Source organism: Chitinophaga pollutisoli, assembly GCF_038396755.1.
GTDB classification, from domain to species: domain Bacteria; phylum Bacteroidota; class Bacteroidia; order Chitinophagales; family Chitinophagaceae; genus Chitinophaga; species Chitinophaga pollutisoli.
In genome coordinates this window covers 5263811-5287354 of the sequence record NZ_CP149822.1, presented here as the reverse complement: position 1 = coordinate 5287354, position 23544 = coordinate 5263811, and the positions used below count along the sequence as shown (strand labels likewise).

Genomic DNA, 23544 nt, shown 5'->3' with positions numbered 1-23544 from the left:
AATAAAACTAAAAGGCCGGCGTTATTTGCGTTTTCTCCGGATCAGTATTACGATGCCTGCGACCAGCAACAGCGCGGGGATGCCATATTGCAGCGTCAGCTTCAGCAAGCGGGCGGGCGCTTTGCTGATATTGAGCCAGATGTCTTTCGGCACGGGGAAGTTGTGGTACACCGGGTAGCGGTTGTCGAGGGTGAAGCTGTAGAAGGCGTTGCCGTAATCTTTGCCGTTGGCGTAGCCGCCGGACATGAAGTCCGCGTCGCTGGAAACGATGATCTTCTGTTCGCGCCCACCGATTTTCCGGGTCAGCTGCAAGCCTACCGGGTACGGCCCTTCTTTCCGGAAATCTCCTTCTGCCACGTTAAACACCGGTGCTGCCGAGTCCACAACCAGCACACCTCTTTCCACCCAGGTTTCCATATTGTTTTCCAGCGTGGTGATCTGCTCCGCCTTGAAGCCTGTTGTATCGGAATACGTCAGCACACCCGCGCCGGCTATAGCTGTTATGCATGGCCCACGAACGCCGCTCTTCCGGAAGAAAAACTGATCTTCATCCGCCATATCCGTCCCTTGCTTCGAAATCCACCCCACGAACTTATGCGGCATATCATGTTTGTTCACCCGCACGATGGTGCCTTCTTCCGCATTCACCCCCACGTGGTTGAGGATGGGGTTCATGATGAATTGCTTGCCGGGCTCGGTATAGAAAATCGCATTCCCGCCGCGGTCGATATATTGCTTAACACTATCGATGATCGATTTATCCAGGATGGTTTTCGGATCGGAGATCACCAGCACTTCGTTCCGGTTGAAGGCGCCGGAAGGCGGCATGGACACGGTGTCGGCTTCCACTCCCAGGTTCACCAATGCATTTCTCACCGCCTTATTGGTGGCGTGGTTGCCGTATTCCCGCTGCCCGAATTTGAAAGGCGAGCGCTCCAGGTGACCGGTGAGGAATTTGATTGTGGGCGTGGTATCCTGCATCAAACGCATGAGGCTACCCGAAACGTTCCGCTCACTGGGCCACATTTCAGGGTCCGTGTATGTGCGCAGGAAAGTCTTTTTCCCTTTATATTCCAACTGCATCAGCAAACCCTTCGCTTCCGATTCGAGGTCCACCATGCTCCGGATCTCCGCGGGTTTCCTGTAAATGGCCAGGTCGGTCTTGTTCATTTCCGCGTACTTCTCCGCAACTTCCTCCATCGTTTTGCCAGGGTATGCTTTATATATCGAACTGTCGCCGGTGATGATGTCATAGTAATACACGTAATCAAATTCGATATTGGTATAGAAACGGCGGTATTTCGCCCAGAAGTTCCACAGGTATTTGTTCCGTGCTTCCGGTAAGCCGCTCATCAGGTTCTCGCCGAAAAGGTTCGTATAGAGGGTCACTTTCAGCGGGGAACCGTCCAGCTGCTGTATCACTTCCCGGGTGTTGGGATGCAGCGTATTCACCTTTCCCCGCGTTACGTCCCAATACCCGATGAAACCGTGGATGGCGGTAGCGATGAGGATGATCAAGGTAACCGTCAGCGCCGCCCCGTAACGCATGGCGGAAACACGCCACGACCGCGACTCGGTAACGGATTTGGTCCTGATGATGGTGCAGATGATGAAAAAAGTGATGATGGCCAGGAAGTAAATGATGTCTTTGGTATTCAGCAATCCGCCCAGCAGGCTTTCCACCCGTCCGGAGCTGGACAGGAAATATGTCACGTCGCGCACATAATCGGTACCCTGGAACATGATGGACATGGTCGCAAACAGCGTGAGGGCAACGAAGGTGCCGATGGCCGCCACGATCGGGTAAGTGGTGAGGGAAGAAATAAACATCCCTAACGCCACGTACATGGCCGCCAGCAGGAAAAAGCCCAGCAGCATCGCCGCAATATGGAGCACTTCCACTTCCCGGACGGAAAAGGTCAAAACGAGTACCACGGCTATGAACAGCGCGATCATCAGGCATACAAAACTGTACACGCCAAGGAATTTACCCAGTACGATCTGGCGGATGGTAACGGGTGATGAATGCAGCAGCTTGATGGTGCCGGATGCATAATCCCGGTTAATGACGCCCATCGTCAGCAAGGGAATGAACATAAAGAAGATCATCAGCACCGTATCGAGCCCCTTGCCGATCATTTTGAGCGTGAGCGGCATGTTGAGAAACCCTTCAAAAGCATTCCCCCGCAGCTCCAGCATGGCATCCTGCTGCACAGCCGCGTCCAACAGGTTTCCCATGATGATTCCTGCGCTGGACATGAGAAACAGGATCAGTATAAACCATGCGATCGGAGAATAGAAAAAGTACCTTAATTCCGCCCGCGCTATATTAAATATTACTCTCATTACTGTAAGGTTGAAGAAGAAGATAATTGTTTGAACACATCGTCCATCCCGGAGGATTCGGTGTGTATCGCCGTGAGCCGCCAGTTCATTTCAGCGCTCTTCCTGACGATCCTTTCGGCCAGGTCGTCGTTTGGCTGGAACCAGATCCGGCACTTATGATCCGGCAGCATTTCCACTTTCTGCACATCGGCAAAGGCCAGCAGTTCGTCTGCCCCGGGCATATGGAGCATCCTGGCCACCATGGTATTGGGCTGAAGGATGTTGTTGAATGCATCGAGCGTGTCGGAGAACACCACCTGTCCGGATTCGATCATAACGATCTCTTTGGCTAGCAGGTTTACCTCCGACAATACGTGTGAGGACAACAGCACCGCGCGGTCCTGCGCGATCTCCTTGATCAGCTTGCGCGCTTCAATGATCTGGTTGGGATCGAGGCCGTTGGTGGGCTCGTCGAGGATCACCACTTTCGGCTTGTTGATGATGGCCTGCGCAATACCCACCCGCTGGCGGTATCCGCCGGAAAGGTTCTTGATCAGCCGGTTCCGCATGTGGGTGATGGATGTCTTTTCCAGCACTTCATCCACCGCCCCCTTAATCGCGCGTTTCTCCATCAACCGCAGCTGCGCGGCATATTCCAGGTATTCCTGTACCGTAAAATCCAGGTACAGCGGCGCCTGCTGCGGCAAAAACCCGATCTGCTGCTTGTAGGCGATAGGATCCTCCTTCATCTTCAGCCCGTTGATGGAAACATTCCCCTCCGTCTGCAGCAACGTACCGCAAATGATGTTCATCGTGGTCGACTTCCCGGCTCCGTTCGAGCCCAGCAAACCGACAACGCCGGTATCGTTGATCTCGAAATTGATCTCCCTGATCGCCCACGAACTGGCATACTTATGCGATAGGTTCTCGACCTTTAATATTGGGTGCATACTTATTTACTTTGAATGAAGACTAGATTTAATAATGACCGATCGTAGTGGCCCGGGCGGAGAAGTTACCCGCATCTGTCCAGGTACCGGTTACAATCATGGTTCGCGACTTGAACAGCCAGGCCACGCTGGGCAGCGTTGATCCCGGGAAGGTATTTGCTTCCGAAAAAGTAGCGAGCGTAGCGCCGGTGGCGTGGTCGCGCACTTCGAACCGGAAATTCTCAACGGCCCCGGTGACGGGCACTTTCATGAAACCCGTGAGCTGTTCGTACACCAGGTTGGAAGCCATTGTTTTGGCCTCAGGCTCCAGCTGCACCACATCGATCGCCCGGTTTTCGAAGAGATTGATGAAACGGAGGTTCACCACGCTGTCTTCCAGGCTGCGCGACGGCAGTTGCTCCTTCACCGTTTTCTGCTGTACCCGGTCCGGGGCGCCGTACACAAAGTGCGTGTAAATCGTGCCCGGTTCGAGCGGCAGCCTCGTCTGCAGGAAGGGCTTGTCGACATGCAGCGTATCATGGTTCCGGAACATGCGGACGGGCAGGTCGGTTTTGTTGGTGGCGTAGTTATAGGCAGCGCCGTTCCCGATATATACCAGCCGGGCATATATCTTCGGTTGCGACTCCCCGAAGTAAGCAGTCAGGAACGACGTCCGGTCGTTCAACGCGTTCACCATGGTCAGGGATGTCGGAAAAATCTCTTCCCTTTCATGCTTCTTGCAGGAAGCCAGCACCGATATTACGCAGCCGGCCAGTACAGCCGCTTTCCAACAAGCACTTTTATATAACTGGAACATTTTCGTAGAATTAAGCGTGATAGATTATTTGTACCCGATATTCTGGCTCAGCTGGTTGCCGCGCAGGATTTCATCCGGCGGGATGGGATACAGCAGCTGGTGGTCGCTCCAGGGTTGTTTATAGGCAATTTGGCTCAACACTTCGGAGGCTTTCCCGGTTCTTTTCAGGTCCAGCCAGCGGTGGCCCCATTCGGCGAACAGTTCGATACGGCGTTCCTGTGCGATGGCGGCCGTTACTTCGGTATCGGTAATCGTGTAAGGCAGGATACCGAGCCCCGCGCGCTGGCGGATTTCGTTCAGATCGTCAATGGCGTTGTTTTTATTGGCGGTACCCCGGCCCATGTTCGCTTCGGCGCGGATGAGGTGCATTTCCGCGAGCCGCATCACCACGTAATATTCTGACCGGATACCTCCGACTTCATGATTGAAGGCGTCGATTTTGTATTTGGCGGGAGAAAAGCCGGCCGGGTTGCTGGTAGAGGCGCCACCGATGGCTTTCGTCCAGGCCGTTTTCCGGTTATCCCCGGCTTCGAAAGCGTTCACGAGCATGGGCGTCATGTATTTGCCGGTCATGGCAATGCCTTCCGGCGTGGCGTTTCCGCGGCCGTTATGGATGTTGATCTGCTTCAGCTGGAAGATGACCTCATGGCTGTCGAAAGCGAAAGCCCGGTTCAGGGTCTCGAGCTGAAACAGCGCCGTCTGGCCGATCACATCGTTGGCATGGCGGTAAGCCGCTTCGTAGTTTTTGGTGAATAGGTACACCCGGGCGAGCATCCCTTTCACGTACCATTTGCTGACCCGGATGCGCTCGTTGTTGTTGCCTTCATAATTATCCGACAGGTATCCGGAAGCTTCTTCCAGGTCGCGGATGATCTGTTGGTATACCTCACTGGGTTTGGCGGAAGGGAGGTTTTGGGTCTTGTTGAAATCTATAGACAAGGCCAGGGGAATGTTTTCGAAAAGGTTCACCAAATAAAAGAAAGTCATGGCTCTCACCGCGAGGGCCTCGCCGAGCACGCGTTTCCTGTAGGCTTCGGTCAACTCCCTGGATTCGGATGCTTTCACGCCTTCGATGAGGGCGTTGGCATTGAAGATGGCTTTATATGCTGTATTCCAGATCCTGAACGTTCGGCCCAGGCGCTGGAGGCTCAGTTTGTTGGCGCCTTCCGGATAAAAGTCATACTGCCCGCTGAGAGAAGGATGATACAGCTCGTCGGCCGAATGCGCGGCGGCCATCGTAATGGCGCCGGCGCTGTAGAGCTCCGTCCCCAACGGCAGGGAATATGCCGCCTCGAACTCTCCTCCGCTGATCAGGTAAGAATAAAGGCCGTTCAGCGCCGTGGCCGCCTGCTCGTCGTTCTGGAATACCTGGTTGGTGGTGATGGAATTCACCGGGTCCTTGATGTCGAGTAGTTTATTGCATCCCGTGGCCAGCAGAAACGCCCCTGCCAGGGCTATATTGAAAGTTAATTTTCTCATACGATTGATTTTAGAAACTAAATCTCAGGTTTGCGGCGATCCTCCTGATCTGGGGCACCTGGCCCAGCTCCACGTCCAGCATCCGGTATTGTGTCAACTTGAAAATCTTGGAGGAATTGACGGAGAGGATACCCTGCTTCATCCTGAGCCTTTCCAGCCACTTTGCGGGCAGCATGTAGGAAAGGCTCAGGTTATCCAGGCTCACGAATCCGCCTTTCGCGTAATACGCGTCCGAACCGAAGAACCCGCCATGGTTGATGGTAGAATACCGCGAATACAGGGCTTTATCGCCCGGCTGGCGCCAGTGGCGGCTCTCGATCTCGTCGTATAGGATCATATTATTGAGCCCGCCGTATCCGAGGTTGTTCAGCTCGTCGGCCACCAGGGAATTTTCGAAACTGAACTGCGCATCCAGCGACAACGACCGCATGAAATCCAGCCGCAGGCCAAACCCGCCGAAATATTTCGGGTTAAGGTCGATCATTTTGTAATGGTCGTCCAGTTCCACGTCGGGGTAATTGACGGAAGTACTGCCCGCATCCCTGTACCCGTCGCCGTTATAATCCTCATACTCAGGATTGCCCGTCATCGGGTTGATCCCGATGTAATGCGTAAACGAGCGTGCCGAAATGGAGGATCCGACCCGGTACATGTCACGATACGGAGAATCCTCCAGGCCTTCGAAAGACAATAGGGTATTTTTGTTTCTGCTGATCTGAAAACGGGCAGACAGTCCCCATGTATCCGTATTCAGGATGGATGCGTCCAGCATCAGCTCCACGCCCCTGTTCTGGATCACGGCCGGCCAGTTGCCTACCACCGAAGTGAACCCGGTGAATGACGGCGTAGTGATATCGGTCAGCTGCCTGCCGTCGCGGTTCTGGTAAAAGTTCCCTTCGACGTTCACCCGGCTGTTGAACAGGCCCACGCGCGCGCCGATTTCGAACTTCGTGGCGCTGGACCAGCTGTATTGCTGGTTAACGGGCTGGATAAGCGTGTAGATAGTCTGGTCGTCATAATCCGGGAGTTTTTCCATCCCATTGGCCGGGATGTTCGACCAACGCGAGAGATATTGGTAATCGCCGATATTGGCGTTGCCCATCACGCCGTAGGTGGTCCTCAACTTGGCGAAGCTGAACCATTCCATGCCGGCGTTCCTGAACCAATCCTCATTGGAAAGCACCCACGAAAAACCAGCCGAACCGAAGTTGCCGTAACGCGCGCCGCTGCCAAAACGCGACGAACCGTCTCTCCTCCCGTTCAGGTTGACGATATATTTATTCTTCCAATCAAATGAGACGGTAGCCAGCAACGAAGCGACTTTCAGTTCCACCAGGTTGTTCATAGACTGGACGATTTGGGCGTTCGCATGGCTCTTGATGAGGTTGTCATTGGAAAACATCATGGCCATGATCGTCGACGCGTCCTGGTCGGCGTAACTGTAATCCGCCGCCAGCGAAGCATTGACGCGGGCGCCGCCGAAAATCCTCACATAATTGATCCTGGGCTGGATGAGCAGGCTCTTACCCGTACCTTTCGAATAGATCGCCATGCTCAAGGGGAAGAACAATGGGTCCTTCGGCGCTTTGGGAAGATAGTTGCCGCCATTGTTGGTAAAAAACTCCCCGCTTACGCGTACACCTGCCGTCAGATCCTTAAAAACCTCATAGGTAAAACCAACGTTGGTCTGGTTCTTCAGTGTCTGGCTTTCGCTCCAGTTCCTGATGTCTTTGAAAGGATAGCTAGATCCGTAGATGCTCCGGTAGGGTTCCCAGTTATACTGCCCTTTATCGTCATACATCGGGGGAGCGTTCGGCGAAAGGGTGAAGAAATTAACGGTGGCGGCGGTTTCATTCTTCGCGAAGCTGGTATTGGACCCGAGTTCTACCGTGAGTTTGCCGTTGGGACTGCGGTGATTGAAAGAAAGCCCGACGGTCAGACGGTCGTTACCCCTGCCCTGGTTATACATTTCCGTGGTGGAAGTGTACCCGATGCTCACGCGGTAAGTATTTTGCAGGAGGCCGCCTTCCACGCTGAGCTGCACATCGTCGGACGATTCGTTTTTGAAGAAGGTCCGCTGCCAGTCGGTGTAGGCGTGTTGGTCCCAGATCGTGAGGTCGGGGGCGTTGTCGCGGGTCGGGAAGGCGGCGTCGTTGAGGAACGCCTCTTTGCGGACCGCCAGGTATTGCTCCGTGTTCATCATCGGCATAAAGCGTTGCACACTGGAGAATATCTTGGAATAGCTCGCATTGAAGCGGGTGGGGCCGGGCTTGCCGCGCTTGGTGGTGATGAGGATCACCCCGTTGGCGCCGCGGGAACCGTAAAGCGCTGTTGCATCCGCGTCTTTGAGCACGTCCACGCTCTCGATATCAAGCGGGTTGATCATGAATAAGGGATTCTCCGTGATGGTATACCCACCATTCACGGGGGAGGATGCCCCATACGGGTTGACGGACAGCGTTGCGATAGGCAGGCCGTCAACCACATACAAAGGATCGGTGAACATGTTATTGTTGAGCACATTCCGGCCGCGCAGTTCCACTTTCCGGGCGCCGGCCGAGTTGGCAGACTGGCTGATCCTGAGACCGGGAATGCGCCCGGCGATGGCGTCCAGCACGTTCACTACGGGTTGCCTTTCGATGTCGGCGGCCTTTACCGTGGCGATGTTGGCCGTACCGGTTCTTTTATTGGTAGTCCCCAGCACGGTAATCTGTACTTCGTCGAGCTTGTTTTCGGAGAGCTTGAGCTCGGCGTTGTAGGAATGCGAGGTGATGATTTCTTCCGTTATAGCGAAACGGTGATCAACGTACCCGATGAAGCTGATCCGGATCTGGTCGCCCAGGCTGGCTGCTATCTCAACAGATCCGTTGCCTGCTGTCAGGAAGTGCTTCTGCGTGGTGAGGTTACTGACGGTAGCGCTGCCCAGTGGCGTAAATCCGTTGGCATACACGAATACATTGATGACGCTTTCCTTCATCAGGGGCGCCAGCGCCGCTTCCGGAGAAGGCGTCGTTTCCTTTTTGGAGACGAGGATATTCCGGTCGATGATCTTATAGGTCAGCGACTGGTGCTCGAACACCTTGTTCAGGAAAGCCTCCAGGCTGATGTCCTTGGCCTGGATGGTGACCGGCTTCGCCACGGATAAAGCGGCGGCTTTGTACATGAAAACGTAGTCGGTCTGCGACTCCACAACAGCAAATACCTTTTCCAGCGGAACGTTCTTTCCGTTGAAATTAATGTGCTGGGAAAGGCCTTTCGCGGAAACCTGCAGGAAGGCGACGGTAAGGAGGAAGAATGTTAGTTTCATGACTAACAGCGATTTGGTTGAGCTACGTACACACCCATAGGGAGCCCGCATGCAATTAAGAATCTTTTGCATAAATTGCAGTAGTTTCCGCCCCTTTCACCCGGGGCGGCATGTTTAAGTGAACAAAAAGCAGTCTTTACCTGATTGTGTTTTTACATTGCTTGAACATCGGCCGGAAGTGTTGCAAGCGCTTCCGGTTTTTGTTTTCGGCAAGTTCTTTTGATTGTTATTTTACATATAGTGTATTCCCCTTTAATTCGAAATTCACGTCCATAGTTTCCAATACTTTCAGTACATCGGAAAGGTTAGTGTTCCGGTGCATTTTACCTTTGAAGATGACGTTCTCCGGCTTGCCGACGTACTGTACGTCGATATTATACCATCTTTCCAGTTGCCGCATGATGCTGAACAGGTCTACCCCGTCGAAATTGAACAGGCCGTTTTTCCACGCCGTAATCTTACCCGGATCGATGGATTCGGTGACGGTGAGGGAAGGCTCCGCGGGCGTATCCGTTTTGCTGAGGATGGCCGTTTGCCCCGGCACGAGTATTTTATACCGGATTTTTTTATCGGCCCCGGAAGCGTGTGCCGGCGTGACTTTCACGGCGCCTGTCAGGAGTGTGGTTTGCGTGGTTTGTTCGTTGGCGTATGCATTGATGTTGAATGAGGTGCCCAGCACTTCCACTTTCATATCCCCCGTTTCCACGACAAAAGGCTGCCAGCTTCTGTTGGTGACGTCGAAATAAACTTCCCCGGAGATTTTCACTCTTCGCTCCTCCCCTTTGAACGCCACGGGGTATTCGATGGAAGAAGCGGCGTTGAGCCATACTTCCGTACCGTCGGGCAGTGTAACATGGTATTGCCGGCCTTTGGGCGTAGTAATGGTATTGCGCGCGGTCTCCCCGGTAGCTGCGGTGGCGTCGTAGACCAGTTCATTATCTTTCAGGGAAATTTCGGTGCCGTGCTGGTTGGCGATGGTGCCGTTGGCCATGGTGTCGAGCACGAGCTGGGTACCGTCTGCCAGGGTGAGGATGGCGCCGTTTTTACCAGGCGGGATGTCCTGCACGGTGGTTTTACTGCCGGTTAACCGGGAAATGTTATTGGGCTGGATGAGGAAGAAGTAAGAAGAAACGCCTATAGCCAGTACCAGCACCGCGGCGGCCCATTGCCAGCGGGCGCGCATCGGGAATACTTTCCGCGGGGCGGGCTTGCCGGACAGGAAACGCTCCAGTGCGGCGGTTTCATCGAACTGCGCCATCGCCTGCACGTTCCGCTGCTGCGCGTCTTTATTGTTCAGTTCGTCCCAGAGCTGGCGGTGTTCGTCGCTGGCGGCGATCCAGGCATCGAGTTCCGCCTGCTCCGCGGCGGAAAGCGCTCCCTGCCGTGAGCGGGAAATCAGCGTTGCGATATCGAAAGGATCGTTCGAAAAAGGCGCCATGTCTAATGTTATTTATATTATTACAACGTGGTACCCTGATCGTACTAAAGGAAGGGGAAAAATTTTTAAGAGTGATGGGAAAACAGGGAGAATAAGGCGAAAACCACCGGTGAGAGGCGCATCCGGAGCAGCTTCATGCCCCGCGTCTTCTGGTTTTTCACCGTCTGAAGGGATATATCCAGTATTTCAGCGATCTGTTCGTTTTTCAGGCCTTCGATGTAACTCATCCGCACGATCTTGCCGCATTGATCCGGCAGATTGCCGATCTCCCGGTAAATCACCCGGAACACTTCGGCGCGGATCATTTCCAGGTCTTCCGCCCCGGTCATTTCCTCCTGCCCGTTCAGGAACACGGCCTGCCGCTCCTGGCTGTGCTGTACGCTTTTTAAAAAGTTGATGGACGCATTGCGCGTAGCCTTGTAGAGGTAATCCTTCAGGTGGCGGAGGTCTGCGAAATACGATTGCTTTTGCCAGAGCTTCTCGAAAACATCCTGCACTATGTCTTCCGCATGCCCCGGCTCACCCACGATCCTTGCCGAAAATAGACAAAGCGCACTGTAATATTCTTTGAATATGTAGGAATATTGCAATGTATCTCCCGAAGTCAATCCCCGTAAAATCTGCTGCTCAGTATGAGAAGGTGTACGCGGCAAGTTTGCAGTTTGATTTTAGTTGAACCGTAAAAATAACTAAAAAATCGAGCTATTTTCACCCTTCCGGACCATGAATATATTACAAGAATTTCACAGATGCTCGACTCGGAAAAAATAGCATTCTACCTCGGACTCTTTAAAGGGATAGACGCGGAAGACGTCCTGAAAGTGATCCACGCCACGCAACAGCGCGTTTTGGAGCCCGGCGAGATTTACATCCGGGAAGGGGAAAACAGTCCCAGGCTGGGGTATATCAAAGAAGGCCTCATCCGCTCGTACCATGTGAATGAAAGAGGGATGGAAACCACGGTTTTGTTGCGGTGGGAAGCACAGATCGTTGCTTCCTACGACAGCATTCTCATGCAACGCCCCTCCCGCTTTACGTACCACGCGCTGGAAAAAACGACGCTGCTGGAAGTCAATTACAACATCATCGAGCAGCAGCTGGAAAACAAACCGGTATTTGAAAAAGCGCGCTACCATTTTGTGCTCGACATGCTGGCGCAATCGCTGGAGCGGATAGAAACCTTTGTGTTGCTGACGCCCGAAGAACGGTACCGCCAGCTGATCAAAGACAAACCGGATTTGCTGCAGCGCGTGCCCGACAAGCACCTGGCTACCCTGCTGGGCATCACACCCGTTTCCCTCAGCCGTATCCGGAAAAGAATGCAGACGAAACCTTCGCGTTAATTATCTTTTGTTAACCGCGCTTCGCTGCCGCCGGGATATTTTTGTGCTAAATAATTTACGCATGGAACAACTGGTTAAAACGACGGCGGTTATATTCGGCATGACGCTGGTAAGGTATTTGATACTGGCGGGCATCCCTTTCTTATTCTTCTATATCATATTATCCACTTCCACTTCGAAATACAAAATTCAAAACCGGACGGCCGGCAGGAAAGATTTCTTCCGGGAAATATTGTTCTCGAGCTCCAGCAGCCTGGTGTTTGCTGTAATCGCCGTCGTCGTTGCATTTACTCCGCTGAAATCCTACACCCTGCTCTACTCCGATTACAATGCTTACCCCTTGTGGTGGGCGCCGGTAAGCCTGGTGCTGAGCCTCGTTATCCACGACACGTACTTTTACTGGATGCACCGGCTGATGCACCACAAGAAGATTTTCCGATACACACATAAAGTGCATCACCAATCCACCAACCCCTCACCCTGGAGCTCCTATTCCTTCCACATCCTGGAAGCAGTGGCGGAAGGCGGTATCTTGCTGGTTTTGGCGTTTACATTGCCCATGCATACGGAAATGCTGATCCTTTTCACGGTCGTGAGCCTGATCATTAACGTATACGGACATCTTGGCTATGAGATCATGCCGAAGGGATTGCGCAATTCCTTCCTGTTCGAAGTGATCAATACCTCGGTGTACCACAACCTGCACCACAGCAAGTTCAAAGGAAATTATAGCCTTTATTTCCGGTGGTGGGACAAGCTCATGAAAACCGAAAACCCCGATTATGTGAAGGAATACGACCGCATCCAGGAGCAGCGCTTCGGCGCCAGGGCTGCGATGGCTTAAGACGGCTCGCCGTTATAATTCGAAGCCGCGCAGGGTCCGGGGTCCGCGCGGCTTTAGTTTTTTGGGCAAATTCCCGGGGGATATGGGCTGGATGCCCGCCAGTAACTGGAGAAAGGGTATATTGCAGTATTTGAATATATTTGATAACGGCGTATTTCGCACTAACCGCCAACAGGGATTTATGAAAAAAGCAATTACCCTTCTCCTGATTATCGTTTTCACGGCCGGCGCGGTGTATGCACTGGTATATTTTATGAAGATGGACGGGTTCGCCTTTGCCTGGGCGTTGAATTTCCTGCTGATGTTTTGCGTGCTGGCATTCACCGAAACGCTGAAAAGCCCGCTCGCTTCTTCATACTACACCGCCCAATCCTGGGAACGGCGAGGCAGGATTTACGAGGGGCTGGGCATCCATTTTTACCGGAAGCTCCTGGTATGGACGGGTTGGGAAAAAATGAACAAGAAAAATGCGCCCGTAGGCAAAAGCACCGATGCATTGGTACATCTCCACTATCAAACGAAGAAATCAGAACTCGGCCACCTCATTATCCTGATAATCGTGCTGGGGTTCACGGTATACGTAGCCATGACATATGGCGTGGTAAAGTCTTTGCCGCTATTGGTACTGAATATCCTTCTCAACCTGTACCCCGTATTCCTGCAACGGTACAACCGCCCGCGGATTGAGCGGGCGATCCGGGTGAGCCAACGCGCTTAAACCCGGAATTCGCTATTTTCGTTGTCCGATAATATTAATCTCACCTCGCTCAACATTAATAATAATATTATGACGGACAAACAACCGCCACGCGAGGCAGCATGCCATATCAGACCCGCCACGCCGGCCGACATTCCAGCCCTCCGCATCGCCGAACAGGCTGTAATCGCCTGGGAACGCCCATTCGATCACCACCTCGCCCCAGATCCGATCACCTATTATGACCTCAACAATATGTTCGGCCGCGATGACCTGCTCCTGCTCATGGCCGAGGTCAATGGCCAGCTCGCGGGCACCGGTTATATCCTCCGCCGGCCCAACAAGCCTTACGAAGCCAACAGCCATCACGGCTATATCGGGTTTATGTACACGGCACCGGAGCATCGGGGCAAAGGCATTGCCACTGCCATCATCGCACAATTGCGCAAGTGGGCGCAGGAAAAAGGCCTGAAAGAACTGCGCCTGGAAGTTTACGCCGAAAACGCCGGCGCCATCCGTGCCTACGAGAAAGCGGGGTTCACGAAGGTACTGACCGAAATGCGGATGGATTGCTGAACCCCTTATTCCAGGGAAACCAACTGCCGGCGCCGCTCCCCGCGCACGCTTCCGGGCAGCAGCCACAACATGCCGGCCACGATCACCATGCAAATAATGCCGGCGACCAGGCCGTTGTCCAGCGCGGTTTTGTAAGCCATCTTCGTTTCCCATAAAATAGAACTGTAAAAAATCCCACCGATTATACTGATGCCAAGCGCAGAGGCGATCTGCTGAAAGGTCGAAAAGATACCGGCCGACATGCCTGCGTGACGGGCTGGGATGCTGTCCAGCACGATGTTCAGTAAGAATGGGAGCACCATCCCATTGCCCAGTCCATACATGCCGATGAGCAGCATGTGGAGGAAAGGCCGGCTCTCCGTGCCAAACATGCGGATTTGCAACACGAAGCTGGCAAAGATAATCAGAAGCCCTGCCATCAGTACGTACTTCCCGTATGTTACTAGTAATCTGGAAGCCAGCATCGCGCTCACCATGAAGAGGAGCGCATGCGGAACGAAGTAAAGACCGCACGCCCATGCGGAGATGCCCGGGCCGTTTTGCAGGTATACCACAACCATCAGGAGGTAAGCCGTATGGAACATAAAATGAAACAACACCGCCAGCAAACCGAGCATGAAATGCCGGTTGTTGAAAAGCCGGGTGTCCATCAGCGGCTGCCAACCGGCGGCGGATTTCCTTTTCTGGTCGTAAAAAAACCGGATCAGCGCCGCGCACCCCAAAAGCAGCAGCCCCATGCTCCAGGAGGGCCAGCCTCTTTCCCTCCCTTCCGTGACAGCATAAATGAAACTGCCGAGGCCCGCCAGCAGCTGCAAAGCGCCGGAATAATCGAAACGGACGCCCGACTCCTTTTGTGTCTCCGGCAGGTATCGCCGGATAGCCCATAGCGCGGCCAAGCCCACCGGCAGATTGATAAAAAAGATCAGCCGCCAACCCGCCACGGCCGTGTTGGCTTCTGCGAGATATCCGCCGAGGACCTGCCCGATGATGGCGGCAATGCTCAGCGTCATGCCATACCACCCGATGGCTTTGGCCCGTGGCCCAGGCTCGGGGAACAACTCCTGGATCAGTGCGATGGACTGCGTAACCATGAACGCGGAACTGACGCCCTGCAGGAACCGCGCGATATTCAGTTGCAGCATGTTCTGCGCCAGGCCGCAGATGCAGGAAGTAACGGTAAAGCAAAACATGCCCCAGAAAAAGACCTTTTTCCTGCCCAGATAATCGCCGGCCCGTCCGCCGATGATGAGGAAACAGGCGCTCCCCAGCAGGTATCCCGCGATGACCAGCTGCATTTCTCCCTGCGTGGCGTGGAGATGCTGCCGGATGGTAGGAATAGCGATGTTGATGATGAAAATATCGATCACATACAGCAGCGGCGCCATAAGGATCACCAGCAGCACGAGCCACCTGGAATATTGTTTGCCAGCCATACAATAGGTTTGAAAAGTTTAGTATGGCACGAAATTACCGGCGCCGCTTTCCGCCGGCAACCGGAAAATGGACAAGTATTTTTTGCGTGTGGCGGCGCCGCTAAACAATTCCCCAGGCCAGCTGTTTGATACTTGATTCAATCTCCCTGCTATGCGAAACACCATTCCCGCGTTATCCTTGCTGATTTTGGCAGCCATTTCCTGCAACCGCCCCACGGGCCAGGCCGACCAGATCTTTTACAATGGAGACATTCTGACCATGGCCGGCGATAGCGCTGCGTACGTGGAAGCCCTCGTAGTGAAAGATGGCAGGATCGCGTTCGCGGGCAGCCGCGATGCCGCCATGCGGATGCAGGGCGACTCCACCATGCTGAACGACCTGCAAGGGCAGGCGCTGCTGCCGGGTTTCATAGATGCGCACGGGCACGTGACGCAATATGCAGCCATGTCTGACGTGGCCGACCTCTCACCGGCTCCCTACGGCAAAGTGATGTCTATCCCGGACCTGCAACTGGCCCTGAAAGATTACATCGCCCGCAACAACATCCCCAACGGGATGCCGGTGATCGGAAACGGGTACGATGATGCCATCATGCAGGAGCACCGCCACCCCACCGCGGCAGAGCTGGACGCCGTGTCTGCCACGCATCCCATTTATATCCTGCATGCCTCCGGCCATATGGGCGTGGCTAATTCCTTTTTGCTGAAGGAAATGGGAATAACCTACCAAACGCCCAACCCGTCCGGCGGCGTGATTGGTAAAAATGCCGCCACCCGGCAGCTGACCGGTAAAATGGAAGAAAATGCGAATATCAATTCCCTGCTGTTCCTGATAGCGAAAGTCCCCCGCCTACCGGCGACGCGCAATTTGCCCCGCTGCTGAAAGCGGAACGGGAATGGTTTGCATGCGGCGAAACCACCATTTGCGATGGCCGCGCCATTCCCGACAACATCCGCCTTGTGCTTGCGGCCAATGAAAAAGGGCTGCTGAAAGGGGATTACATCATCCTTCCGGATTACGATACGAATGCCGACAGTCTCGATACCTGGAAGCCATATTACCAGCGCTACCACAAACGCGTAAAAATCGGCGCCATCAAGATGACATTCGACGGTTCGCCGCAGGGCAAGTCCGCCTGGCTTACGCAGCCCTACCTGGTGCCGCCTGAAGGCGAAAAGCCCGGGTTCAAAGGCCATCCCATCTATACCAGGGAAGCCGCTTACAATGGCCTGAAACGCATATTCAGCCACGGCATGCAGGCCCACATCCATTGCAACGGAGACGCCGCCATCGACCTGGGGCTGCAACTGATGGACAGCCTTAAAAAAGAAGGTCTGCTCACGCCAGATATGCGCTGCGCGCTCATCCACAGCCAGGTGTGCCGCAAAGACCAGGTGCCCCGGTTCAAGGAAATCGGTATCATGCCCAGCTGGTTCCCGACCCATTGTTATCTCTGGGGCGACTGGCATCTCAATAGCGTATTGGGCGAAGCACGCGCTGCGCATATCAGTCCGCTGAAAGAAGGTCTCGACCAGGGCATCCGGTTCACCATCCACCACGATGCGCCGGTCACCCCGCCCGACTTGCTGACAGCCGTGTACGCCGCCGTTAACCGCAGGACGCGCTCCGGTGTGATTCTCGGCGAAGAACAACGCATCCCGCCCTATGAAGCACTGAAGGCCATTACCATTAACGCCGCCTGGCAATGGGGCGAAGAGGCGGAGAAGGGAACTTTGGAAACGGGCAAAAAAGCAGATATCGTCATTCTCGATAAAAACCCATTGAAAGTGGATCCGCTGACGATAAAGGACATCCGGGTAATGGAGACGATCAAGGAAGGAATATCGGTTTATAAAAAAGCAAATTGATCGTAGTTATTACGGGAACGGGAAACGCTGACGGATACTATCGGGATATGCCAATCCCAGTCCTTCGAAATCGAGCGGGAAGATGAGAAACAGGCTGTTCTCGGGCGACCTGGCATCGAGCGCAACGGGGAACACCCGGCCGGGCAAAGTGGCTTTCCAGGCCGGGGGGACGTGTATCCAACGCACGGCTGCATATTCCCGGCCTTCGAAAGTGTAGTTATAAGTTACACGGTCGCGGCGCTTGTGACCGCGCTCGTCGATTTCCGTGACGGTTCCGGTGGTGAAAGCACAGTTCTCACGGATGCCGCGCTCCCGGTTGTTTTCGCGGACATTGACGTAGATGAGGAATCCCGCCAGGAAGGCGAAGAAAAGGGGAGCCCGAATAACAGGCCGCGGTTGATTCGGCGTTTGTCCATATTGGGTGGGGTTACTATTTATGGTGATCCCGTAATATCAGGGACTACTTCTTTGGGAATAATAGGGTTGAAATGTTGTACAATTTATCGTTATGACGTTGCTGATGGAATGCGGATTTCAAGTCTTTCAGGCAGGCGGCGCAAAGACAATCGGCATACTGCGCCGCAATATAATCGCGTTCCTCCTGTGAAAGTATAACCGTCGTACATTGACATAGTACGATCGACCCCACCTTACATTCAAATACGCCACCACACTTCGGGCAGGATTTCTCTTCGTGTTTGCACATACCCGAATATAGCGAAAACCCATGATATATCGGTTCTGCAAGTAATATCACATAGGTCAACTGCGCTTCGACAATGGTTTACGACATTCCGGGGCGCCAGATCGTTCTTCCGCGTGATTGGGGCCGTCCCGGATGGGCCCGGGCAGGTAATTTTGCCGTTATAATACCCCTGCGCATGAAATTTTTGTTTGTCCTCCTGTCCGGCGGCGTCCTGCTGACCACCGCCTTCGCCCCCAGGCCCTGGGACATTTTCAGCAGTCTGCAAATCGACCGGGAAGAGGTACCGCGGTACATCGACCGGAACTTCGAAGACGGCGAATTGCGTTTTCCCAACACCCGCGAACTGAAGAAACTGGATCCTTCGCGGCGGGCGGCTGCTGTGAAGGAGATCGGCGATTTCATCAAAAATTATATGCATTCCCCTGCGTATGCCAAAAAGTTCAGCAAAGACCGTGAAAATGCAAAGCCCAAAAGTGCCGAAGGGAAAATAAAAGCGGAAATCGCCGACCTGGAGAAATCCATCCCAGAAGCCGAAAAAGACCTGAAAGAAGCTACCGAAGCAACTAAAGCACTGGCTGAATCATTGGTGAAAATGCTGAAGGAGAAATACAACGCCCTCAAAAACCCGTCGGACCCCAAACATGAATTATATGTGATGACCGTGGCGGGTATGGATTATACCAATGCGGCCGATTACGAAGCCGCGGTGAAGAAATGGGACGCGGAATACCCGGCGGCCCCGGAAGACCTCATCCGCAAGCGCCTGCAGCAATTCCTGGACCTCACCGCCGACATCAACTTCGAGGCGGAACTGAAAACTGACAGCCACGGCGTAAAATATTTCGCGGATGAAGAACTGGAACGCAAAAACGAACACTGGAAATTGTGTTTCCGGAGTGGAAAAGAAACCGTGACGGCCGCCAGGACGTATGCGGAACAGTGGTTAAAAGAATTGAAATAAATATGAAAAAGATCCAAGTAATGCTTTGCCTGTTCCTCGTTACCGGGAGCAGCGCCTATGCCCAGCGGTTCCTGAAGAACATGGCCAGCAGGGCAGAAAATGCCGCCACCAACAAGGCGGGAAACGCCGTAGAAAAAACGGTGAACGCAGCGTCCGACGAGATTCTGAATGGACCTAAGAAGAAAGACGAACCCGCCAATAAGAAAAGTCCCGGTACAGCGGAAGAGAAATCCGCCACGGACGCCAAAGCCGCTGCCCCCCGGTGCTGGCCTACTCCAAATTCGACTTCGTGGCGGGCGAACAGGTACTGATCGCGGACGACTTCTCGCAGGATGCCATCGGGGAATTCGCCATGCACTGGAACACCAATAACAAAGGTGAAGTAGTAGCCATGAAAGATAATACAAAATGGCTGAAGCTCGCGCAGGCGGGCACCTACACTTCCCCCAACTCCAAAATGCTGCCGGAAAATTTCACCATGGAGTTCGACATGATCCTGGACCTTCAAACCAAAGGTTACCTCTACCCGGAAATGACTTTCACGCTGTTCAACAGCGGTGCGGAATCGCCCACCGGCAACACGGTATTCAAGAAACTGCACGAAAACAAGGCCGTTGTGATGAATTTCTTCCTGGGAGAAGGAAATAATACCCGCAGCACCCTGGCTACCTACGCCAAACACTACGAGACGTTCAAGACGGCGGTGCAAACCGTGAAGGTGCTGGAAGATAACTACAAGAAACCCGTGCATTTCGCCATCAGCGTGCAGAAAACGCGCTTCAGGATGTGGATCAACGAACAGAAGGTTTACGACATGCCCAAGATCATCGACGATCAGTTCAACCAGCTGGCGATTGCCGTCAGCAGTTCCAACTACAAAGACGATGAGCTGGGCTTTTACATCTCCAACTTCAAACTGGCCACCGGCTACCCCGACGTCCGTTCCAAGCTGCTCACCGAAGGCAAATTCAGCACTACGGGCATTACTTTCGACGTAAATTCGGATGTGATCAGGCCTTCGTCCCTGGGTGTGATTAAAGAAATAGGCACCGCGCTGCAATCTGACCCGTCTGTAAAGATCAGGATCACCGGCCATACCGACAGCGACGGCTCCGCCGCCACGAACGACGCTTTGTCCAAAAAGCGGGCGGAAGCCGTGAAAAAGGCGCTGACCGATATCCATGGTATTGCGCAAGACAGGATGGAAACGGAAGGGAAAGGCGCTTCGGTGCCGGTAGCCGAGAATACGAGCCCGGAAGGTAAAGCGAAGAACCGGCGCGTGGAGTTCAATAAATTGTAGAAAATTCACATAGTTAAAGGGAAGCCTCACGGGAACGTGGGGCTTTCATATGCACGGGGAACAGATGAATGTATCAGGGAGTAGCAATGACGACCTTCCCCATTACTTTCCCCGTGCCGAAGTAGCGGAACGCATCCGCGGTATCCGCCAGCGGATATTCCCGGTCAATAACGGGCTGCAGCTGCCCTGCTTCGAAGAGCTGCGTCAGCAAGTCCAGATCTTCCCTTTTGGGGCGGTATCCCATGATCCCTAACTTCCGGCCGGAGCCCGCGGGGATCAGGGGTGCGAGTACCATCATCTGAAATAACAGCCATCCCATAGATCCGCCGATCATAGTGAAGGTGCCCCCGGGCCGCAGCGCCCTTTTGTAATCGGCCACCTTCCGGTGCGCGATCACATCCAGCACTTTATCATATTGCTCACCGGTACGTGTATAATCCAGGACGGTGTAATCGATACAATGATCTGCTCCGAGGCCGCGCAACATGTCGAATTTGGATGCGAGGTCTACACAAGTTACTTCAGCGCCGGCCGACTTTGCCAATTGCAATGCAAGCGTGCCAACCCCTCCCCCGGCGCCATTGATCAGGATGCGCTGGCCGGGCATTACCCTCCCGAAGTGCCGCAAACCCTGCAGGGCCAGCAAACCAGCCTGCGGTAAGGCTGCCGCCTGTGTGAAAGTCATGGCGGGCGACTTCCTCGCCAGCAGTTTTTCTTTCGTGACAACATATTCCGCAAACCCTCCGAATCCACTTTCCGCGATATCGCCAAACACTTCATCTCCTGGTTGGAAAAACCTCACGTTCTTTCCCACAGCTTCTACCCTTCCTGCAATATCCGCGCCTAACACCACATGCCGCGGTTTCCGCAAACCGCCGATCAGCCGCAACAACAGCTGCTTTCCGATTACCAGGTCCCAATCCCACGAGTTGATGGACGCTGCCTGTATTTTAACCAGCACTTCATCGTCTTGGGGCACTGGGATGGGAATATCCTGCAGCTGTAACTGGTCCGGGGAGCCGTATTGACGGTAAACGATTGCTTTCATGGGGAGTAATGAAATGATAGGTGACGGAGTAAATATAATGGAATACCTTGAATCGGGGGTGTTATCAATCCATAATTGCGCCCTGGGTTGCATTGGATGCCCGGCGTACCCACTGAATTTCGCTATCTTCGCGGCTATTTAATCCGATACAGAAAAATATGGCCAGCAAATATACCGCCGCGACACAAATCCGGCCATCCAGTCTGGAGTTCCTCAGTAACCTCGCTGACAATAACGAACGTAATTGGTTCAATGACAACAAACCGGTTTACCAGGAAGAATTGCAGCATATCGAGCAGTTCGCAGACGTGCTGCTGGAGCAATTATCGCGTCATGATCTAATCGAAACGCCGTCAGGAAAGAAAAGCCTGCACCGTATTTACCGCGACGTTCGATTTTCCAGTGATAAAAGGCCTTACAAAAGCAACTGGAGCGGTGGTTTCAAGCGGGCAACGAAATTCCGCCGCGGCGGATATTACTTCCACATCGAGCCGGGCAATAGTATGATAGCCGGTGGGTTCTGGGGGCCGGTTCCGGAAGATCTGAAGCGGATCCGGGAAGATATCGCCTTCGACCCGGCGCCGTTGCGGAAGATTCTCCAGGCCGAAGAATTCATTTCCACATTCGGAAAGCTGGAAGGAGAACAGTTGAAAACTGCACCCAAAGGTTTCGATATTGCCCATGAAGCGGTGGACCTGCTGCGGTTCAAGCAGTTCCTGCTCATCCGGCGGTTTACGGACGCGGAAGTGCTGGCCCCTGGTTTTGCTGCGAAAGTGGACCTTACGTTCCAGGCCATGCGCCCTTTTTTCGATTACATGAGCGAGGTATTGACGAGTGACCTGAATGGGGAAAGTGCAGGCGACTAAACAAAACCAAATCGTGCCATTTTTCAGGCAATTGAGAGCGTTATCATCAAGAGAAAGAATGAAATCTATATTATTGGAGAAGTAATAGATGGTACCTTTAAGAAAAACTGGCTTATCCGAATTCCCTTGAACTCAGGTATTGAACTTACATTAAAAATCAAGGAAATTGAGGAGGTTGAATTGCGTTCTGAACGCAAGCCTTATATAATTCTTAACATTTCTACACAATCTACAAATCCAGAAGAAGGTGACTTCCTCTTTCATATCGCAGGCATAGGAAGTGAAAGACTACTTATTACTATTGATGGACAAGATTAACCCCATTTAATTAGTTGAACCAAGTACTTCCAAATGTGTTAATGTAAACGCGCAAATTCACCATCATTGAGACTAATCGAGTAATTCATTTTACACAAATAACTACAATTCAATCAATTAAATCCAATTGATGCGATGATGGTATGGGCGCGCCATACATATTTTACGTACGTTACCTATTTTTATGTTACTGCAACTTAATTCCCGATTATGCGTCTAACCTTCCCGTGAGCAACTATTACCCAAATATGCCTGAAAAGGAACTGGTACAACTCGTATTGCAGGGTGACGTTGCTGCGTTCCGGCTGATTGTGGAGAGAACTGAAAAGCTTGTGCTTCATATTATCAGCGGGCTGGTTTCCAGCCGGGAGGATCAACAGGATCTGGCGCAGGACACCTACCTTAAAGCGTTTCACCATCTGCGTAATTTCCAGTACGAATCTAAACTTTCCACCTGGATTGGCCGGATAGCCTATAACACCTGCATTAGCCACCTCCGAAAAAAACGGATCAAAATTTCAATTTCCGATGAAGCGGCACCAGGCATGGAACCGGAAAGCGGAAACGATCCGTTTACGATGCTCTCCAGCCGGGAGGTTTCAGTGGCATTGCAGCGCGCTATTCAAACACTGCAGCCGCTGCACTGCACGCTTATCACTCTTTTCCATCAAGATGCATTGGGCATTGCTGAAATTGCGCAGATTACAGGGTTGCCGGAAGGTACCGTGAAAAGCTACCTCTACCGGGCCCGGCGGGAACTGCAAAAATATCTTTTAACCAATTATATAAACAGGGAGGCATTATGAACAATCATCCCAGCGACAACGAAATTCAGGAGTATGTGCTATTCCCGCCAGGCGAAGTACATGCCCATATCGCAAACTGCCCGCTATGCCAGGAGAAAGCGCAGCGGTACCGGCAACTTACCGGGCTGCTCTCTGCACATGCTACTGTGGTGCCCGATTTCAAGTTGGCAGACCGGGTTATGGCCCGGCTTACGGAAAGCCGGCAACCAGCCCCCCGGCGCGTAAAAAGCGAAAATATAGCCATAGTTGCCAGTGGACTAACGGGCCTGGGTGCCATAGTGTTTGCCGGTTGGATTACAGGCTTTTTTGCCGGACTCGCTGCATACACATTTGCTATTATGGCGGCCGGTAGCCTTTTATTGCTGGGTTTCCTATTGGTAGTACAGTTGCGCGGTTACAGGAAAATAATGCAGATAACCGAAAAAGAAACCTTCCTGCAACCCAATTGAAGTTTATGCGTCTAACTAATTAATAACAGCCAT

Annotated in this window: 24 protein-coding genes; 13 read left to right on the top strand and 11 right to left on the bottom strand. The window is 53.1% G+C overall.

Annotated elements, in window-relative coordinates:
* Positions 1-21 precede the first annotated feature (21 nt).
* The 7 genes from WJU16_RS22635 to WJU16_RS22605 all read right to left on the bottom strand — a co-directional run bounded on the left by WJU16_RS22635 (position 22) and on the right by WJU16_RS22605 (position 10948).
* Positions 22-2346, bottom strand: coding sequence for a Gldg family protein (locus tag WJU16_RS22635; protein ID WP_341835628.1), 2325 nt, complete (start codon positions 2344-2346; stop codon positions 22-24).
* A complete protein-coding gene (locus WJU16_RS22630; RefSeq protein ID WP_341835627.1) occupies positions 2346-3275 on the bottom strand; it encodes an ABC transporter ATP-binding protein in 930 nt (309 codons plus the stop codon). Before WJU16_RS22630 ends, WJU16_RS22635 begins: the two co-directional genes overlap by 1 nt.
* Positions 3276-3303: 28 nt before the next feature.
* Complete coding sequence (locus tag WJU16_RS22625; RefSeq protein WP_341835626.1) at positions 3304-4071, bottom strand: hypothetical protein; 768 nt, start codon at positions 4069-4071, stop codon at positions 3304-3306.
* Positions 4072-4095: 24 nt separating this feature from the next.
* Positions 4096-5550 (bottom strand): RagB/SusD family nutrient uptake outer membrane protein, encoded by a 1455-nt coding sequence (locus tag WJU16_RS22620; RefSeq protein ID WP_341835625.1) that lies wholly within the window; start codon positions 5548-5550, stop codon positions 4096-4098.
* Between the two features lie 10 nt (positions 5551-5560).
* Positions 5561-8857, bottom strand: a complete 3297-nt coding sequence (locus WJU16_RS22615; RefSeq protein WP_341835624.1) for a SusC/RagA family TonB-linked outer membrane protein — start codon at positions 8855-8857, stop codon at positions 5561-5563.
* 226 nt (positions 8858-9083) lie between these two features.
* The gene (locus WJU16_RS22610) at positions 9084-10295 is read right to left on the bottom strand and encodes a FecR domain-containing protein (RefSeq protein ID WP_341835623.1); all 1212 of its coding nucleotides are present in this window, start codon (positions 10293-10295) and stop codon (positions 9084-9086) included.
* Positions 10296-10360: 65 nt separating this feature from the next.
* Entirely contained in the window at positions 10361-10948 is a 588-nt protein-coding gene (locus WJU16_RS22605) for an RNA polymerase sigma-70 factor (protein ID WP_341835622.1), read from the bottom strand.
* Between the two features lie 96 nt (positions 10949-11044).
* Between WJU16_RS22605 and WJU16_RS22600 the strand changes: the two genes are divergently transcribed.
* From WJU16_RS22600 to WJU16_RS22585, 4 genes are all read left to right on the top strand, one after another.
* On the top strand, positions 11045-11638 hold the full coding sequence (locus tag WJU16_RS22600) for a Crp/Fnr family transcriptional regulator (protein WP_341835621.1): 594 nt from the start codon (positions 11045-11047) through the stop codon (positions 11636-11638).
* Between the two features lie 61 nt (positions 11639-11699).
* Positions 11700-12482: a sterol desaturase family protein gene (locus tag WJU16_RS22595; RefSeq protein ID WP_341835620.1), complete on the top strand. Its 783-nt coding sequence runs from the start codon at positions 11700-11702 to the stop codon at positions 12480-12482.
* A gap of 181 nt (positions 12483-12663) precedes the next feature.
* Positions 12664-13200, top strand: coding sequence for a hypothetical protein (locus tag WJU16_RS22590; protein ID WP_341835619.1), 537 nt, complete (start codon positions 12664-12666; stop codon positions 13198-13200).
* Positions 13201-13269: 69 nt separating this feature from the next.
* Entirely contained in the window at positions 13270-13755 is a 486-nt protein-coding gene (locus tag WJU16_RS22585; protein WP_341835618.1) for a GNAT family N-acetyltransferase, read from the top strand.
* 5 nt (positions 13756-13760) lie between these two features.
* Here the strand turns inward: WJU16_RS22585 and WJU16_RS22580 are convergent, their stop codons facing one another.
* Positions 13761-15188: an MFS transporter gene (locus tag WJU16_RS22580; RefSeq protein WP_341835617.1), complete on the bottom strand. Its 1428-nt coding sequence runs from the start codon at positions 15186-15188 to the stop codon at positions 13761-13763.
* 151 nt (positions 15189-15339) lie between these two features.
* Between WJU16_RS22580 and WJU16_RS22575 the strand changes: the two genes are divergently transcribed.
* Positions 15340-16071, top strand: coding sequence for an amidohydrolase family protein (locus WJU16_RS22575; protein ID WP_341835616.1), 732 nt, complete (start codon positions 15340-15342; stop codon positions 16069-16071).
* Positions 16065-17057, top strand: a complete 993-nt coding sequence (locus tag WJU16_RS22570) for an amidohydrolase family protein (RefSeq protein WP_341838685.1) — start codon at positions 16065-16067, stop codon at positions 17055-17057. Before WJU16_RS22575 ends, WJU16_RS22570 begins: the two co-directional genes overlap by 7 nt.
* Positions 17058-17066: 9 nt before the next feature.
* On the opposite strand, the gene WJU16_RS22565 is transcribed toward WJU16_RS22570, so the two are convergent.
* Together WJU16_RS22565 and WJU16_RS22560 are read right to left on the bottom strand one after the other, a co-directional pair.
* Complete coding sequence (locus tag WJU16_RS22565; RefSeq protein WP_341835615.1) at positions 17067-17243, bottom strand: hypothetical protein; 177 nt, start codon at positions 17241-17243, stop codon at positions 17067-17069.
* Between the two features lie 274 nt (positions 17244-17517).
* A complete protein-coding gene (locus WJU16_RS22560) occupies positions 17518-17763 on the bottom strand; it encodes a cysteine-rich CWC family protein (protein WP_341835614.1) in 246 nt (81 codons plus the stop codon).
* Between the two features lie 175 nt (positions 17764-17938).
* Between WJU16_RS22560 and WJU16_RS22555 the strand changes: the two genes are divergently transcribed.
* From WJU16_RS22555 to WJU16_RS22545, 3 genes are read left to right on the top strand one after another with little or no spacing between them, the layout of a single operon-like run.
* Complete coding sequence (locus WJU16_RS22555; RefSeq protein ID WP_341835613.1) at positions 17939-18724, top strand: hypothetical protein; 786 nt, start codon at positions 17939-17941, stop codon at positions 18722-18724.
* A 2-nt stretch (positions 18725-18726) separates the two neighbouring features.
* Positions 18727-19035: a hypothetical protein gene (locus tag WJU16_RS22550; RefSeq protein WP_341835612.1), complete on the top strand. Its 309-nt coding sequence runs from the start codon at positions 18727-18729 to the stop codon at positions 19033-19035.
* Positions 18987-20024: an OmpA family protein gene (locus WJU16_RS22545; RefSeq protein WP_341835611.1), complete on the top strand. Its 1038-nt coding sequence runs from the start codon at positions 18987-18989 to the stop codon at positions 20022-20024. Before WJU16_RS22550 ends, WJU16_RS22545 begins: the two co-directional genes overlap by 49 nt.
* Positions 20025-20097: 73 nt before the next feature.
* On the opposite strand, the gene WJU16_RS22540 is transcribed toward WJU16_RS22545, so the two are convergent.
* On the bottom strand, positions 20098-21072 hold the full coding sequence (locus WJU16_RS22540) for an NAD(P)-dependent alcohol dehydrogenase (RefSeq protein WP_341835610.1): 975 nt from the start codon (positions 21070-21072) through the stop codon (positions 20098-20100).
* A 158-nt stretch (positions 21073-21230) separates the two neighbouring features.
* On the opposite strand from WJU16_RS22540, the gene WJU16_RS22535 reads away from it, so the two are divergent.
* The 4 genes from WJU16_RS22535 (at position 21231) to WJU16_RS22520 (ending at position 23511) form a co-directional block, all read left to right on the top strand.
* Positions 21231-21938, top strand: coding sequence for a DUF2461 domain-containing protein (locus tag WJU16_RS22535; protein ID WP_341835609.1), 708 nt, complete (start codon positions 21231-21233; stop codon positions 21936-21938).
* 126 nt (positions 21939-22064) lie between these two features.
* Positions 22065-22256 (top strand): hypothetical protein, encoded by a 192-nt coding sequence (locus tag WJU16_RS22530; RefSeq protein ID WP_341835608.1) that lies wholly within the window; start codon positions 22065-22067, stop codon positions 22254-22256.
* Between the two features lie 248 nt (positions 22257-22504).
* Positions 22505-23062, top strand: a complete 558-nt coding sequence (locus tag WJU16_RS22525; RefSeq protein WP_341835607.1) for an RNA polymerase sigma factor — start codon at positions 22505-22507, stop codon at positions 23060-23062.
* Positions 23059-23511: a hypothetical protein gene (locus WJU16_RS22520; protein WP_341835606.1), complete on the top strand. Its 453-nt coding sequence runs from the start codon at positions 23059-23061 to the stop codon at positions 23509-23511. Before WJU16_RS22525 ends, WJU16_RS22520 begins: the two co-directional genes overlap by 4 nt.
* The last annotated feature ends 33 nt before the right edge of the window (positions 23512-23544 follow it).